Here is a 17,089-nt window from a genome sequence, read left to right as displayed (position 1 = left end):
TTCCCTTCTACTCGACTAGCGGAAGAAGAAATTAGAATTGGAATGGATGAAACCAAAAGTGAGCAAGAATTACGAGAATATTTAAAAGAAAGTATCGATATAGTTCATAGTGAAAAGATTTTGGTTTTCAACCTCGATATATCAAGCGATTTATTTGCTTATATTGAAGATAAATATGATGGGGGCAAAGGGTACTTTATAGAAGGTATACCTTCAAAAGAAAATTTAATGAAACAGTATTGGGAAAGTATGAGTACTCACGATGACTATTTGAAACACAAACCTCTTGGACTAAAGTGCAGCATTAAGTCATATGAAAGTAGATAAGAAGGGTAATTTCTATTTTACTAATAACATTAACAAGGACATTTTCTCTTATTGGTAGAATAAATAGAATGAAGAATGAAGAATGAACGATTAATTTCTGAAGTGAATATTTCATTTCAATATTTTAGCGGAGAGAACCATATGAAATGGTGGAAATTGTTTCTACTGTTCTTGCATACTATTTTTTTAATCGATCTAATAGTTGAAATAATAAAGAAACTTTCTTGAAGTACGAGAGAAATCATTTAATTCGTATTTTCAATATGCCATGATCGGGCACAATTAAGCTCCTTCTTAATGGTGCATTTAACTCCACTCGCATCCTATTTTGGTTTAGTGAAGATTTTCCCATTATTTAACTCACACCAATCTAATTCGTGAAAAGTTTCCTTCTCTCCGTATTTTTCCAAAAAAGCTTCTTTATTTTCAAATACTTCCATTAAACCATTTTCTAATAATGTTATCATTCGANNTGAAACAGCTATTAATTCACCTATATGGATAATGTCAGAAACATTTTTCATAATGTCCTCTCCTTTACCGACAAAGATAGTTTCTTTTCTTTAAAAGATTAAATATGTTTTCATTTATGTTTATGGATATTATTATTTTTCTAATTTTTTATAAAAACATACACTAAGCAAACTTCCTTTAAATAAGGCTATTTTTCGTACAAGGGATTATTGCCTTCCAGTACAAAGACATTCAGCATGTTAAATAGGGCCATTTGGAGGAATGACTTTACTTAAAGCAAACGATATTTATGTTAAGATGTAGGTAGAATTGAACTTAATTAGGCCAGGTTTTTGTAAGATGGATTCGCATTCATTGAGAATTAAAATACTATCCTATCCAAAATCATATAGCATTTGTTATTGGTGTTTTATATAAATACTTCATTTAGATTAATTGTTAAAATGTATTCTAAACAAGGTTTATTAGTAAAAGAAACTGTACTCGTGGAAGGAGCTCCCAGTGAAATCGTTTACAGAAGGTTTTTAGGGAAACTAGCGTGGATAGATAATAATACATTTCAAGTGGCTTCAAATACAAGCCAATGGGTAGGGTCAATAACAATTTAATTTTGAGTTGTTCTTAAAATAAAAGGTGCTTTACTACAATAATAATCTTTAACAAAATGTCGTATTCCCTGAATAAGGATAAGGCCAGTTTTTCATTAGGGCTATTTTCAACGTTAACAGTTTTGGAGAACACCACGTCTGGAATCTACGCAAACAATCTGAATACCATGTGAATAGGTGTACAGATTGTTTGCGTAGTTTTTTAAAATTTCATTTAGAGAATAGTTGAGCTATATCGAACAGCCGTCAGGACCACAAACACCACCATCGGTAGAGCCAAATGTTTTCAAAGTAGGTTTAATGCCTTCTTCTGCAATTTTTTCTAATGCTTCTTTAAATACCTCTTTTGGTTGAGCACCTGAAACAGAGTATTTATTGTTCATTACAAAGAATGGAACACCACTTATTTGCATGCTTCTTGCATCTTTGATGTCATTTTGAACATCTGCTAAATAAGCATTTTCATCTTCAAGAATGGACTTCACTTTCTCTTCATTAAGTCCAACTTCTATTGCTAATCCAATTAATTGTTCATTGTTTGGAAGGAATTTATTTTCGCATGTTTCCATTACAAAAAGTCAAAAAAAACTCTAAATCGCATAGGATTTAGATGTTATAAGAAGATTCCGTTCGATGAACTCAGCTAATCCGTCATTTTCATGGTGTCCTGTAATAAAATCAGCTGCAGCTTTAACCTTTTCGCAAGCGTTCCCCATGGCCACACCAGTACCTGCATGACGAAGCATCTCTATATCATTGGGTCCGTCTCCAATGGCTACGACTTCACTTGGACTCATTCGAAATTCAGTAAGTAAGCTTTTAATGGCAGACCATTTGGAAACATTTGGAGCAACTAGCTCAAATCCGTCATTCCAATCGATGACTTCTGCTTCTTTTTTAAACAATGCGGATAATTCCGGACATGGTGCACCTGTTCGAACACTGTATTTAAGAACATCTTGATAATTTACTTGTCTTAAGTCACCAATATACAGTGGCGGGATTTGCCCAACTTTTGCCCAATAATCGACTTCTTTATTTGATTCCTTATAATAAATCCCATTTGCTGTATGGATGATAACATTACAAGGACTTTCAGCGGTCAAATTGTGGAAACGTTCTTCGTTTAATCGGACGGTCTTCATTTGAATCATTCTACCTGTCTCTGCATCGTGAATAGCGGCACCATTCAAACAGATCATCGGAGTTTGTAATCCAATTTCCTTATGGTAGGGAGCAGTTATGTCATAGTGTCGACCAGTGGCTAGAAAAACTTTGACTCCCTGATTAATTAGCTTATAAATGGCTTCTTTATTTCGGCTGGAAATGGAGTTTGAGGCCTTTAATAGTGTACCATCCATATCAATAAATATTGCACGCACATTCATTTATCTGCCTCCTCATTCGTTGATAAACCAATTGTATTATCTGAATATTAAAGCCAAGTAAATTCAATGTATAGATTTAGTGAAGAGTGGTGAGCAGTGGACGTTACTTTGCAAGAAAAGAGGGTTTGTATGTGGAAAGTAGGGAATAACCATGGTTAACTGGATGATTTTCCTTGGTTAAATTGGAAGATATATAGTTTTTAATCTTAAGAGGATATTGAATCCGTTATATTTATTAAATGACCCTATTTTAAGAGCTAAGCGGGGACACCAAGTACTCTAATTACGAAAAACTCAATGAAATCACTGCTTTTTTCAAAATAGGGATCCTCTGACCCCAAATATAAGGAATTAACTCATTTTGTCACAATAAAAGGAACTGATGTCCGCTAAGTTCAGAATGAAATATCAAGAAATTAATGGTTATTTCATTTGCCTATGGTTCAGCAATTTTACATGCCAAAAGTAAAATATGTATAAAAAAAGACCAATCCTGTATGCGAATGGTCTGTTAATTTGTATGTTATTTTCAATGTTTCTCTACAAATACTGAACAACTATGAAAAATCCGACACATTTTTCTTTTTATTCATTATGCCAAATGGTTGCAAGTGTTCCTTCTCCAGCATGAGCAGCGATCGTGGAGCTTATTTCTCCGATGAAAATATCGAGATTAGGGAAGTGTGCTTTTATTTCTGAAGCGAGTTTATTTGCTTTATCCAGCACATTTCCATGAAGAATTTGTACTTGTAATATTGAATGCTTCTTATAGGATTCACCAAGCAGATCTAGCATACGTTTAATTGCTTTCTTTTCAGATCGAACCTTGTCGAAAAGTCCAAATTCACCATTTGTGTTTATTCGGATAATAGGTTTGATTTTTAGAAGACTGCCGAGTAAATAGGAAGTACCTGACATTCGTCCGCCTTTATAAAATTGATCAAGACTTCCTAGCAAAATATAATTTTCAGATTTGGCTGCTTCTTTCTGAAGAATTTCTGCGATATTTTTAGCAGGCATGCCGTCATTTAAAAGATTCATGCCTTTATATATTAAAGTCGTAATAGCATAGGACATCGATTTAGAATCGACTGTATCAACCGGAAAACCGGCAAGCGCAGCACCTGATAGACAGCTATTAATGGTTCCACTTAATTTTCCAGAAATATGAACGGCTATAGCTGAGTCATATTTACCTTTTAATTGTTCAAAAAGCTCCGCAAATCTCCCAGCTGAAGGCTGTGAGGTTTTTGGTATTTCTTTCGATGAACGAATACGGGAATATAGTTGATTTGTATTTAAATCTATCCCATCCTCAAATGTTTCATCGCCAAAAGTAATGGAGAGCGGGACGACATAAACATCAGGATGATTCCGCAGCTCATCTGTAATAAATGCCGTGCTGTCAGTAATCCAGGCTATCTTTTTGGTTGTCATAAATTCATTTGTCCTTTATCAAAAATTTACCCGCTGAAAGGCAATGCCAATATATTGAAACACATCGGATCCTTTTAAAAAAATGATTGTAAAATATCTATATTGAAAAAATAATACATACTAAACTATTGATCTTATTTGCCGGGCCTGTTTTATTATACACTAAATGTAAGCGTTTAAAAGACTCAATGATAAAATTCATTTTTTGCTCACATTTAAGCAAAAAACCCCTGAAAAATCAGGGGTTATGAATGGGATTTATTACGATTGGAGCTGTTGGGACCATTCCTCTACGTCCCAAACCTTCGTTACCCAGTCTTCATAGAAATCAGGTTCGTGGCAAACTAGCACGATTGTACCTTTATATGATTTTAATGCTCGTTTTAATTCTTCCTTTGCAACAACATCCAGATGGTTTGTAGGCTCATCGAATAGAAGCCAGTTGCTTTCATTCATAAGGAGCTTGCATAAGCGAACTTTTGCTTGCTCGCCGCCGCTTAATTGATTTAAAGGACGAGAAATATGCTCATTCTTCAAGCCGCATCGAGCGAGAGCAGCACGTACTTGATGCTGATCCATGGATGGGAACTCACTCCAAACATCATCAATCGGAGTGATGTTTCCAGCTTTTACTTCCTGTTCGAAATAAGAAGGGAAGAGGAAGTCTCCACGCTCCACTTTACCACTTATTGGCTTTATCTTTCCAAGCATTGTCTTCAAAAGTGTAGATTTACCGACACCGTTACAGCCGACAATCGCTATCTTTTCACCGCGTTCAATCGTGATTGACATTTTTGGTAATAAAGCATGTGTATAACCAATCTCAAAATCCTGCCCATCAAAAACATAACGGCTGCTTCCGCGGGATTCTTTGAAATCAAAAGTTGGTTTCATTGCTGTTTCAGGGCGATCAATTCTTTCCATGCGATCAAGCTGCTTTTGTCGGCTCTTTGCTCTGCCTGTCGTTGAATATCGCGCTTTATTTTTCGAAATGAAATCCTCTTGTTTCTTAATGAATTCCTGCTGTTTCTCATATGCATTAATATGCTGGTTTTTATTGATTTCCGCTAATTCTAGGAATTTATCATAGCTGGCTGTATAACGGGTCAGCTTCGAGAATTCCAGATGGAAAATGGTGTTTGATACTTGGTTCATGAATTCTGTATCATGGGAAATGAGCATGAAAGCATACGGATACTCTTTCAAATAATTCGTCAGCCAGCGAATATGCTCAACGTCCAAATAGTTGGTCGGCTCATCAAGCAATAGGACTTGTGGCTGTTCTAAAAGGAGCTTTGCCAATAAAACTTTTGTACGTTGGCCACCACTTAGTGCGGAAACGTCCCGATCCAGTCCGATGGCATCTAACCCAAGCCCGCGTGCTGCTTCCTCAATTTTAATATCAAGGGAATAAAATCCGCCTGCATCAAGACGATCCTGAATTTCTCCCATTTCTTCTAATAATGCTTCAAGTTCTTCAGGTGTTGCCTCCGCCATTTTTGAAGTCACTTCATTCAGAGCCTTTTCTTGTTCAAAAAGCGGAAGAAAAGCATCCTTTAGGACATCCCGCATTGTTTTTCCTGGTGTCAAAACTGTATGCTGATCAAGGTATCCATAATGAACATTAGGAGTCCATTCAACACGACCTGAATCATGAATTAATTGTTTAGTAATAATATTCATCAAGGTCGATTTCCCAACCCCGTTTGCACCAACTAAACCTACATGATCTTCTGCAAGTAATCGAAAGGAGACATCTTTAAAAAGTGTTCTGTCACCAAATGTGTGACTTAATTTTTCAACATTTAATAAACTCATTATTAATCACCACTTCATCGAAAGTAATCCATTTTTACATAATACAAGATTTTTTCTTATAAAACTAGCATTTTTAGCTGCTAAGAAGGTGGAAAATGATTGGATATAAAGGGAAAAGAAATTTGATTGACAAAAATTCAGATGAACTTTGAACAAACCATTTATTCAGAAAAGAGGGGAATTTTTTTATTTGAATATTTTCAAAAGAAAAAACCACATTATAAGTAATTTAATGAAAGGGGATGAATGATCATAAAAAAGGAGAATAATAAACAGGTTCCAAATGTCTCAGGAAGTTTTCAGGTTGTCAGTGAAGAGCAAAAGAATTCTTTAGAAGAAGCAATAGAAAATGGTGAATTAGACGAAGAAAGTTTGTATTACGCGAGAGTTTTTATGGAAGAGTAAAAAAACAGGCAAGCAAAAAGCACACCAAATTTAGTAAATAATCGGTGTGCTTTTTTATCATTTTGCTTTTGACTAGAAAATTATCTTTCTTCCTTTACTTCAACTTCGATTTCATTCAATGGGATACCAATCGCATTTGCGACACCTTCACCGTAAGCAGGATCCGCTTGATAGCAATGTTTAATATGGCGAATCTGAATATGTCTTTCAACACCATTCATATTACGAGCTGTATTTTCAAACAATACTTGCTGTTGTTCTTTGCTCATTAAGTTGAAGAGACGGCCAGGCTGTTCAAAGTAGTTGTCATCATCTTCTCTAAAATCCCACTGACCGGCATCCCCTTGGAGAGCAAGGTACGGTTCTTTATACTTAGGTTGTTCTTTCCATTCACCATAACTGTTTGGTTCATAGTGAATGGTGCTGCCTTTGTTGCCGTCCACTCTCATTGCTCCATCACGATGGTAGCTGTGGAAAGGGCACTTTGGCTGATTAACAGGAATTTGATGGTGGTTAACACCTAAACGATAGCGCTGAGCATCTCCGTAAGAGAATAATCTGCCTTGCAGCATTCTATCAGGTGAGAAGCTAATACCTGGTACGACATTAGCTGGTGTAAAGGCAGCCTGTTCTACTTCAGCGAAATAGTTTTCTGGATTCCGATTGAGCACCCATTCTCCAACCTCGATGAGAGGGTAGTCCTTCTTATACCATACTTTAGTTAAGTCAAATGGGTTATCAGGATGATTTTTTGCTTGTTCCTCTGTCATCACTTGGATGTACATTTTCCATTTTGGGAAGTTGCCATTTTCGATATTTTCATAAAGATCTCTTTGATGGCTTTCACGATCTTTTCCAACAAGTAGTTCTGCCTCTTCGTCAGTGATGTTTTCAATGCCTTGTTGTGAACGCATGTGGAATTTCACCCATACTCGTTCATTTTGATCATTGATCATACTAAATGTATGGCTTCCGAATCCATGCATCGTACGGTACGACTTCGGAATTCCGCGGTCACTCATGACGATGGTCACTTGGTGCAATGCTTCAGGAAGGGAAGTCCAGAAGTCCCAGTTGTTGTTAGCGTTTCGCATATTCGTGCGGGGGTCACGCTTAACAGCATGGTTCAAATCAGGGAATTGCATCGGGTCTCTGAAGAAGAACACGGGTGTATTATTTCCAACGAGATCCCAGTTTCCTTCTTCCGTATAAAATCTCATCGAAAATCCACGAATATCCCGTTCAGCATCTGCTGCACCACGCTCACCAGCAACTGTAGAGAAACGTACAAACATATCTGTTTGTTTACCAATTTCAGAGAATATTTTAGCCTTTGTATATTTTGTAATATCATGGGTGACAGTAAACGTCCCATAGGCACCAGATCCTTTTGCATGCATTCGTCTTTCAGGAATCACTTCTCTGTCAAAATGAGCTAGCTTTTCTAGTAACCAAACATCCTGCAATAGGATCGGGCCTCTTGGACCTGCAGTCATCGAGTTCTGATTATCAACAACAGGGGCGCCTGCCGCAGTAGTCAATTTCTTTTGATTTTCATTATTCACGAAAAATTACCTCCTAGCATTTTTATTAATTTAATATTTTACTTTCTCACTCAATGATAACATTTATCAAAGGGAAATCAATATCAAATTATAATTAATTTAAATTGATAAATGTTATAAAGGTAATTAACATAATAACAGTGAATAGTAGTTATGAAGGCAGTGTTAAAATAAAGTAGCAAGTATTAAAAGAAACAGGCACTTAATAGCAACATTAATATATCTATATTTTCAAACTTGGACAAAAGAACTTCTTTTTTAAAACTAGAGACTTAAAAAAACATTGTGTTTTCAAGATCGCAGATTGTCTCGAATCGTACCTTTGAAAAGATCAGCAGTATATTCATCAAGCGTATGTAGGAACTCTTTTTAGAAAATTGGACAAACTATTTTTAAATAGGGGTTGTACTAATATAAAATTTAGATGCAAAAACTGTCCTTTAGATATATACAAATAAATAAATTGTGATAAAGTATTACTTAATATTCCTTTATATATCTAGCTTTTTTGTAAAAACAACTGTCTTTTTGGGAGAGACATTTGTTTTTAGGAAAGCGACAAACAGGAACTGAATACGTAAGGGGGCCTTGATTATGTCAAGCAAAACATTAGATGCTTTTTTAAAGGAAAACCTAGAAGAGTTAAGAGGTAAGGGACTGTATAATGTTATCGATCCGTTAGAAAGTCCAAACGGACCAATTATTAAGATTAATGGCAGAGAGCTGATAAATCTATCTTCCAATAACTATTTAGGGTTAGCTACTGATGAGCGATTAAAGGAAGCCGCTACAAAAGCAATTAATAAATACGGGGTTGGAGCGGGAGCTGTTCGGACGATTAACGGAACATTGGCCCTGCATGTAAAGCTAGAAGAAAAACTAGCTGAATTTAAACATACAGAGGCTGCTATTGCGTATCAATCTGGCTTCAATTGTAATATGGCTGCTATCTCAGCTGTTATGGACAAAAATGACGCAATTCTTTCCGATGAATTGAATCATGCTTCTATCATTGATGGCTGCCGGTTATCAAGAGCAAAGATCATCCGTTTTAACCATTCTGACATGGAAGATTTAAGAGCAAAAGCAAAAGAGGCGAAGGAATCTGGCTTATACAATAAAATCATGGTCATTACAGATGGCGTTTTCTCAATGGATGGAGATATCGCCAAGCTTCCTGAAATTGTGAAAATCGCAGAAGAATTCGACCTGATTACTTATGTAGATGATGCTCACGGATCAGGAGTTTTAGGTGATGGTGCAGGAACTGTCAAGCATTTCGGGCTTTCTGATAAAATTGATTTTCAAATCGGTACTCTCTCAAAAGCAATTGGTGTTGTTGGCGGATACGTTGCCGGAAAACAAGAGCTAATAGATTGGTTAAAAGTAAGAAGCAGACCATTCTTATTCTCTACATCGTTAACTCCGGCAGATGTGGCTGCAAGTATAAAGGCAATTGAAATATTAATGGAAAGTACTGAATTGAATGAGAAGCTTTGGAAGAATGCTAATTATTTAAAAACTGGCTTAAAGAACTTAGGCTTTGATATTGGTGATAGTGAAACTCCGATCACGCCTTGTATTATTGGCGATGAAGTAAAGACACAAGAGTTCAGCAGAAAGTTGAACGAGGCGGGCGTTTATGCGAAGTCAATCGTGTTCCCGACTGTTCCGCAGGGCACTGGAAGGGTTAGAAATATGCCAACAGCAGCACATACGAAGGAAATGCTTGATCAGGCTATTGCAATATATGAACAAGTAGGGAAAGAAATGGGTGTAATTTAATTAATTTGCCCCTCATTCAACATTTTTGAAGAATGGCAATGGAGACGAGAATTTTCACAGAGGAAGGTTTGGTTATTAAATGAAAAAGGTTTTTATTACAGGGGCTTTAGGTCAAATTGGATCTGAGTTAACGTTGAAACTTAGAGATATTTATGGAGCAGACAATGTAATTGCCACAGATATAAGAAAAAATGATTCAGAGGCTGCACTTTCTGGTCCTTTTGAAGTTGTAGATGTAACAGACACGAAAACGATGATTGAAATGGCTAAGAAGTATCAAGTGGATACTATTATTCATATGGCTGCCTTACTTTCGGCTACCGCTGAAAAAAATCCGGTATTCGCTTGGAATTTAAATATGGGCGGGCTCATGAATGCTTTAGAAACAGCGCGTGAGTTAAATTGCAAATTTTTCACTCCTAGCTCAATCGGTGCCTTTGGTCCATCTACACCAAAGGATAACACCCCTCAAGACACCATTCAGCGTCCTACGACTATGTACGGTGTAAATAAAGTGGCGGGAGAATTACTTGCAGATTATTACTATTATAAATTTGGCGTTGATACAAGAGGTTTGAGATTTCCAGGATTAATCTCACATGTGACCCCTCCTGGAGGCGGTACAACCGATTACGCTGTTGAAATTTACTATGAAGCAATCAAAAATAAACACTATACTTCCTATATTGCGGAAGGAACCTATATGGATATGATGTATATGCCTGATGCATTAAATGCAATTGTAGACCTGATGGAGGCAGATGCTTCAAAATTAAATCATCGAAATTCATTTAATGTGACAGCAATGAGCTTTGAACCGGAACAAATCGCTGCAGAAATTAGAAAGTCCATACCAGAGTTTACGATGGATTATCAGGTGGATCCTGTTCGTCAAAAGATTGCGGACAGCTGGCCAAATTCGCTTGATGCCACAGCTGCAATAGAAGAGTGGGGCTTTAAGGCAGAATATGATCTTTCAAAAATGACAGCAGATATGTTAGAAAAGCTACGTAAATAATTTAAATTGCAAACCAAAAGGCAGCAAATAAAGCTGCCTTTTTTTTATATGTTAGGAAAGGTTAAATTGAAGTGCATAATCATAATATTAATTTGAATACTATTCTAAATTAGATTCAGAATATTTTTTATTATAATATTATTCNNATTTATCTATTGATTAAAATGATTAATCTATTTGAATAGCTTAAAAATTAAAATATATTAAGAAAATTCAATTGACATTATTATTCTATGCATTTATATTTTTATTATATAGAAATAGGAAAGTGCCTATTTTTTCTTAGTTCATTATTATGGAAAAATAGCTATCTATAATAGAGGTGGCGATGCAATCAGCTAATGCTGATATCAACTCGATTAAGTAAATAGGCAGTTGTTCACCTAGGTAAGAAGTAATCTACTCTAAAATAAATAACATTAATATTAATAATTGTAACTTTTTGTATGCGCTTACAAATGTATACTGAGTTCCTAAAACTACTTCAATAATTCTCTACAAAAGATGACTTCTTCCTTTATTCTAGATGACTCTGTTGTTTGGATACCTGGTAAACATCTGGACCTTTGATCTTAGTCAAATATGGAAAAATTGTGCAATACTTTAATCGCGTTATTAGTTTAGTAAACAATTGTACCCACCTCGAAAAACAGGGAGTGAGAAATCTATGCATGAACAACAATTGGAGAGAGGTCTAAAGAACAGGCATGTCCAACTAATCGCCATTGGCGGGGCGATCGGAACTGGATTATTTCTTGGAGCAGGAAAATCTATTCATTTAACAGGGCCTTCAATTTTATTTGCTTATATGATTACAGGCATAGTTTGCTTTTTAATCATGCGCTCACTTGGAGAGTTGCTCTTAAGTAATCTGAAATATCATTCTTTTGTTGACTTTGTTCAAGATTATTTAGGGAATATGGCAGCATTTATCACCGGATGGACCTACTGGTTTTGCTGGATTTCAATTGCAATGGCTGACTTAACAGCAGTTGGTCTTTACTTTCAGTATTGGTTCCCTAGTGTACCACAGTGGATGCCAGCTTTAATTGCGCTTGTCGTGTTGCTCGTTATGAACCTGGCAACTGTAAAACTTTTTGGCGAATTGGAATTTTGGTTCGCATTAATTAAAATTATCGCGATTCTAGCACTAATTGTCGTTGGAATTTTTATGATTATTACTGGCTTTACCTCGAATGCAGGCACAGCTAGTCTCACGAATTTATGGAGTCACGGCGGAATGTTCCCGAATGGCTTAAATGGCTTTATTCTCTCATTCCAGATGGTCGTGTTTGCGTTTGTTGGTATTGAGCTTGTAGGACTGACAGCAGGTGAAACGAAAGATCCAGAAAAAGTAATCCCAAAAGCAATTAATAGTATTCCTATTCGGATTATTATTTTTTACATTGGTGCACTGATTGTTATTATGAGTGTATATCCGTGGAACTCGATCAACCCAATGGAAAGTCCGTTCGTTCAAGTTTTCGTAGGACTAGGTATCACAGCAGCTGCTGGTATCGTCAACTTTGTCGTTCTTACATCCGCAGCTTCTGCAGGTAATAGCGCCGTTTTTAGTACAAGCCGGATGCTATACTCTCTTGGAAAAGATAATAATGCACCTGTTCCATTTACAAAACTTGATTCCCGTAAAGTACCTTCCAATGCATTGATCTTTTCAACTGGCGTCATACTCATTTCTGTTGTTTTAAACTATGTAATGCCAGAGGGAGTATTTACACTGATTACAAGTGTTTCTACCGTATGTTTCATCTTCATTTGGGGAATTACGGTTATCAGCCATTTGAAATACCGTAAAACAAGGCCAGATTTAGCGAAAGTGAATAAATTTAAATTACCGCTTTATCCATTTTCCAATTACTTGATTCTTGCTTTCCTAGCGTTCGTTCTTGTAGTACTTGCACTAGCGGAAGATACTCGTGTTGCCTTGTTTGTAACTCCTGTTTGGTTTATTATTCTGGTTGTGATTTATAAGATTCGGCAATCAAAGGCAAATCATGAGAATAAAGGAAATGTAGCGTAAAATTTAGATGCAATGGATAAAATTCCGATTAGCATGGTGATCAACACTTTCTAAATTAATAAAGTTTTTCCAGAAAAATATTGACATATTATGATAAAACTCTTATTCTAATAATTACAAAAATTAAATATAGTACGGATGATAGTTGTGGGAGAGTGTAGTCGTCAATACCACCGAAGGAGCAAGTTCCAAAAATACCCTTGGAACTAATCTCTCAGGTAGAAGAACTACAACTGGACGTTACTCTGGAGAGCGCGTTTAATTAAACGCCACCAAAGGGGAAGACTCTTATAAAGAGTTAAACTCTCAGGTAAAAGGACAGAGAAGGGGGAAAGAGCGCATCAATACCCTTTTCTGTCCTTTTTTGTGTTCAAAAAATGACAGCAAAGCGTATTGTCTACCTGCCTTTGTCTTGGAAAAGAATAAATGTAGCTGAACAAACGATTTTTAAATTCCCAAAATTGCAAATTTATAATTTTTAAAACAGCTAGGGAAAGTCAGAATTGAAAATCAAGGAGGAATAGATATGAGTTTACGGGAAAATGATTCAACCATTTTTGAAGCGATCGAGAAGGAAAGTCACCGCCAGCATCATGCATTAGAGTTAATTGCATCAGAAAATTTTGTAAGCGATGATGTATTAGAAGCCATGGGGAGCGTATTGACTAATAAATATGCAGAAGGGTACCCAGGTAAGCGTTATTACGGTGGATGCGAAAATGTAGATGTTGTTGAAAATGTTGCTATTGAACGTTTAACTAAATTATTTGGCGCTAAATTTGCAAATGTCCAAGCTCACTCAGGTGCCCAAGCGAATACAGCTGTATTTTTTGCCTTGCTTCAGCCAGGCGATAAAATTATGGGAATGAATTTATCACACGGTGGGCATCTAACCCATGGAAGTCCGGTAAACATGTCAGGAAAATGGTTTGAGGTTGTGTCTTATGGAGTAAGAGAAGATAATCACCTGATCGATTATGATGAACTTGAAGCAATTGCTGAAAAAGAACAGCCAAAATTAATTATTGCTGGCGGAAGCGCATATACAAGAATAATTGATTTTGCCCGATTTAGAGAAATTGCCGATAAAGTTGGCGCAAAATTGATGGTTGATATGGCGCATATTGCAGGACTTGTTGCTGCAGGTCTACATCCTTCACCTATTCCGTTTGCAGATGTCGTGACTAGCACAACGCATAAAACATTAAGAGGTCCACGTGGCGGTATTATTTTGACGAATGATGAAGATATAATTAAAGCTATTAATAAAGCCGTGTTCCCTGGAATTCAAGGCGGCCCACAAATGCATATTATTGCTGCGAAGGCTGTTGCATTTAATGAAGCATTGCAGCAAAGTTTTAAAGAGTATGCTAAACAAGTCATCGAAAATGCAAAAACGCTTGGTCAAGAGTTAGTGAAAGAAGGAGCAGCCCTCGTTTCTGGAGGAACTGATAATCATATCGTATTACTAGATGTTCGCCCTTGGGATTTAACAGGCAAAGAGGCGGAAAAGCTGCTTGAAGAAGCAGGCATCACTGTCAACAAAAACACAATCCCATACGATCCGCAAAGTCCGTTTGTTACAAGCGGAATCCGCATGGGTACACCTGCTTTAACGACACGCGGAATGAAAAAAGAAGAAATGGTTGAAATTGCGAAAATTATCGCATCTGTTTTAAAGAGTAAAGGGGATCCAGCTGTTTTAGAAAAAGCAAAAGAACAAACAAAAACGATTTGTGTCAGGTATCCACTTTTTCAAAAACCAGTGCTTGTGTAAGTATGACCATGTTAAGATGGGCTAAGCCGCTATCGGGTTCTGTTACCAATCACAAACAATAAAAAAAATGACTATCAATTGTTTACTAATTTGATAGTCATTTTTTATTGGTTTCGTAGCGATTTTTATGTCATAAGCTGCTTAAACTATAATTTATAGGTATCTGTATGCTGTAGGTCTACCTTCCATTTTAGAAGAGGTAATATGATACTGTTTTACCTCAAGTTATGAAAAAAATTATATTAAATCGTAATTAGAAATACTTCTTTTAAAAACTGATTTTTTTCTTTTTCAGTTAAATCCCACTTATTTTTCTGCCTGTTTTTAGTTTCAGTAACTGTTAAACCATTTAACGTAATTCTGCCGGTCTTTGTTGCGATAGTTACAATATCTCCATGTGTAAATGATGAATCAGGGGATGTTTGATTGTAAAGTAAGCCTTCAGTGAACTCACCGATTTGTTTTGGTAAGTCAGAAAACCGATATAATATTTTCCACTCCTGCTCTTCATATCTTTGGAGATCGTAAATCGTATCAGCTGTTTTATTGACCCTATAAGTCCCACTCACATCAGTACGTTCTTCACCAGTTAATGGTACAGGCTGTCTGACAGAGTCACCGAATCCAACATCAACAAGATAGGGCTTATCGAGCTGAACAATGATTGCGGCATGGGTATCTGGTTTTGCCCATCCGGTTGACTTATTGACCGTACAAGCAATTAAATGAGACTTAAAGCCGAGCTCGGTTAATAATTGCTGGAAAAGACCATTTAGTTCATAGCAATAACCGCCGCGATGCAGGCCAATTACTTTATTGTAAATTCGGTATATATCTAATTCAATATTAATCTTTCTTGTAACATCGAGATTTTCAAAAGGGATCTTTTCCATGTGATTCTTTTGCAATAATGATAGGTAGTCACGCGTTGGAGAACTTTTCTCAACAACCAATCTCTTTAAATATTCTCGAACTTCCATGAAAACCATCCTTTAAAAATGATTTTTGAGTAAAAGGGAAGCAATTATTATTTGACGTAAATTAATTTATCCTTTTTAGAAACTACCTTGCCAATAATGGACGCATATGGCAATCCAGCTTCATGTAATTTTGATATATAGTCGGTCGCCTGATTTTCCGGCATTGAAACAAGCAACCCTCCAGAAGTAATCGCGTCACATAATATTAATTGGTTTTCAAAGGAGATATTATCGTATTGTACATCCTCAATAAGCCATTTATGGTTCGCTTTAGAGCCCCCTGGGACGATTCCTTGTTCAGCAAGCTTGTATGTACCGTCTAAAAGCGGAACCTTATCGAAATAAACTTCAAAGCTTACATCACTTCCACGAGACATTTCACTTCCATGTCCAAGTAATCCGAACCCGGTTACGTCTGTTACAGCATGGGGTTCAAAGGCAGTCAAAATTTCTGCAGCCGTTTTATTTAACAAGGCCATTGTATCGGTAACCGCTCGTTCTTGATCCTCTGTAACAGCACCCCTTTTGATCCCAGTCGTCAAAATCCCAACACCAATTGGTTTTGTTAAAACAAGGGAATCCCCTGGTTTTGCACCGACATTTTTCCAGAAACGTTCTGGATGAACAATCCCTGTGACAGACAACCCAAATTTAGGTTCCTGATCATCAACAGAATGCCCGCCAACCGTAATGGCCCCAGCCTCATTCACTTTATCGGCTGCACCTCTTAAAATCTCAGCCAGCATATCTGGTCCAAGTTTTTTTACAGGATAGCCAACAATATTAAGCACTGTTTTTGGCTGACCGCCCATCGCATATACATCACTTAATGCATTTGCGGCGGCAATTTGACCAAACATGTATGGATCATCAACAATTGGAGTGAAATAATCAACTGTTTGAATTAAAGCTATGGAATCGGTTAATTGATATACACCAGCATCATCTGATGTTTCATGGCCGACAAGCAGCTCAGGTACTCGTTCTTGCTTTGGTAATAGACGCAAAACTTGCGTCAAGTCCTCTGGACCAATTTTGCAGCCTCAGCCGGCTTTTGTTGACAAGGAAGTCAACCGAATTTTTTCATGCTCGCTCATTTTGCCACCTCCACACTCAGTATACCTTTATTTAACAATAAAATCACAAAATTAATACTGATTGTTTGCGGAAGAAACGTGATTATAATAAAATGGGGCATATATAAAATATGAATATTAAAAAAATATTTTTTAAGGAGGCCGAAGTTTGAATAAATTAAAAATCATTATTGAATTTTGCATGATGTGAAATTATGCACCTAAAGCTGCGCGTGCCGCAGAAGAATTACTAACACATTTCCGTCATGATATCGAAAAGTTAGAGCTCATACCTAGCAAAGGCGGAGTATTTGAAGTGATTGTAAACGGAGAAAAGATCTACTCAAAAGATGAAATTGGATTATTTCCAAAAACAAATGATCTTATAGA

At 36.5% G+C, this 17,089-nt stretch carries 12 protein-coding genes, 2 pseudogenes and 2 riboswitches; of the genes and pseudogenes, 7 read left to right on the top strand and 7 right to left on the bottom strand.

Annotation, left to right across the window (positions count from 1 at the left end):
- Positions 1 to 327, top strand: a pseudogene (locus V7127_RS24020) (hypothetical protein); the annotation flags it as partial.
- A 1,312-nt stretch (positions 328 to 1,639) separates the two neighbouring features.
- Here the strand turns inward: V7127_RS24020 and V7127_RS24010 are convergent.
- The 4 genes from V7127_RS24010 to V7127_RS23995 form a co-directional block, all read right to left on the bottom strand.
- Entirely contained in the window at positions 1,640 to 1,978 is a 339-nt protein-coding gene (locus V7127_RS24010) for a DsbA family oxidoreductase (RefSeq protein ID WP_335490558.1), read from the bottom strand.
- Positions 1,979 to 1,999: 21 nt separating this feature from the next.
- A complete protein-coding gene (locus V7127_RS24005; protein ID WP_335490556.1) occupies positions 2,000 to 2,797 on the bottom strand; it encodes an HAD family hydrolase in 798 nt (265 codons plus the stop codon).
- A 585-nt stretch (positions 2,798 to 3,382) separates the two neighbouring features.
- A complete protein-coding gene (locus V7127_RS24000) occupies positions 3,383 to 4,234 on the bottom strand; it encodes a DegV family protein (protein WP_335346016.1) in 852 nt (283 codons plus the stop codon).
- A 261-nt stretch (positions 4,235 to 4,495) separates the two neighbouring features.
- A complete protein-coding gene (locus V7127_RS23995; protein WP_335490554.1) occupies positions 4,496 to 6,052 on the bottom strand; it encodes an ABC-F family ATP-binding cassette domain-containing protein in 1,557 nt (518 codons plus the stop codon).
- A 246-nt stretch (positions 6,053 to 6,298) separates the two neighbouring features.
- On the opposite strand from V7127_RS23995, the gene V7127_RS23990 reads away from it, so the two are divergent.
- Positions 6,299 to 6,457, top strand: a complete 159-nt coding sequence (locus V7127_RS23990) for a hypothetical protein (protein ID WP_335490552.1) — start codon at positions 6,299 to 6,301, stop codon at positions 6,455 to 6,457.
- 80 nt (positions 6,458 to 6,537) lie between these two features.
- Here V7127_RS23990 and V7127_RS23985 read toward each other — a convergent pair whose 3' ends face one another.
- Positions 6,538 to 8,022 (bottom strand): catalase, encoded by a 1,485-nt coding sequence (locus V7127_RS23985; protein WP_335490550.1) that lies wholly within the window; start codon positions 8,020 to 8,022, stop codon positions 6,538 to 6,540.
- Between the two features lie 594 nt (positions 8,023 to 8,616).
- Between V7127_RS23985 and V7127_RS23980 the strand changes: the two genes are divergently transcribed.
- The 4 genes from V7127_RS23980 (at position 8,617) to glyA (ending at position 14,643) form a co-directional block, all read left to right on the top strand.
- The gene (locus V7127_RS23980; RefSeq protein WP_335347388.1) at positions 8,617 to 9,807 is read left to right on the top strand and encodes a glycine C-acetyltransferase; all 1,191 of its coding nucleotides are present in this window, start codon (positions 8,617 to 8,619) and stop codon (positions 9,805 to 9,807) included.
- A gap of 79 nt (positions 9,808 to 9,886) precedes the next feature.
- A complete protein-coding gene (locus V7127_RS23975) occupies positions 9,887 to 10,825 on the top strand; it encodes an L-threonine 3-dehydrogenase (protein ID WP_335354631.1) in 939 nt (312 codons plus the stop codon).
- A 667-nt stretch (positions 10,826 to 11,492) separates the two neighbouring features.
- The gene (locus V7127_RS23970; RefSeq protein WP_335490548.1) at positions 11,493 to 12,866 is read left to right on the top strand and encodes an amino acid permease; all 1,374 of its coding nucleotides are present in this window, start codon (positions 11,493 to 11,495) and stop codon (positions 12,864 to 12,866) included.
- Between the two features lie 138 nt (positions 12,867 to 13,004).
- A riboswitch (glycine riboswitch) is annotated at positions 13,005 to 13,106 on the top strand.
- Positions 13,107 to 13,198, top strand: a riboswitch (glycine riboswitch). It begins immediately after the preceding riboswitch.
- Between the two features lie 194 nt (positions 13,199 to 13,392).
- Positions 13,393 to 14,643 carry a serine hydroxymethyltransferase gene (gene glyA / locus V7127_RS23965; RefSeq protein ID WP_335490546.1) on the top strand — a complete coding sequence of 417 codons (1,251 nt, stop codon included), beginning with the start codon at positions 13,393 to 13,395 and terminating at the stop codon, positions 14,641 to 14,643.
- 242 nt (positions 14,644 to 14,885) lie between these two features.
- Here glyA and V7127_RS23960 read toward each other — a convergent pair whose 3' ends face one another.
- Complete coding sequence (locus V7127_RS23960) at positions 14,886 to 15,623, bottom strand: arylamine N-acetyltransferase family protein (RefSeq protein WP_335490543.1); 738 nt, start codon at positions 15,621 to 15,623, stop codon at positions 14,886 to 14,888.
- Between the two features lie 47 nt (positions 15,624 to 15,670).
- A complete protein-coding gene (gene selD, locus V7127_RS23955) occupies positions 15,671 to 16,720 on the bottom strand; it encodes a selenide, water dikinase SelD (protein WP_335490540.1) in 1,050 nt (349 codons plus the stop codon).
- 202 nt (positions 16,721 to 16,922) lie between these two features.
- Here selD and V7127_RS23950 point away from each other — a divergent pair.
- Positions 16,923 to 17,089 (top strand): annotated as a pseudogene (locus V7127_RS23950) (Rdx family protein); the annotation flags it as partial.

This window comes from Bacillus sp. JJ1773, assembly GCF_036962035.1.
GTDB lineage: Bacteria > Bacillota > Bacilli > Bacillales > Cytobacillaceae > Cytobacillus.
This window is presented reverse-complemented; position numbering and strand designations above follow the sequence as displayed.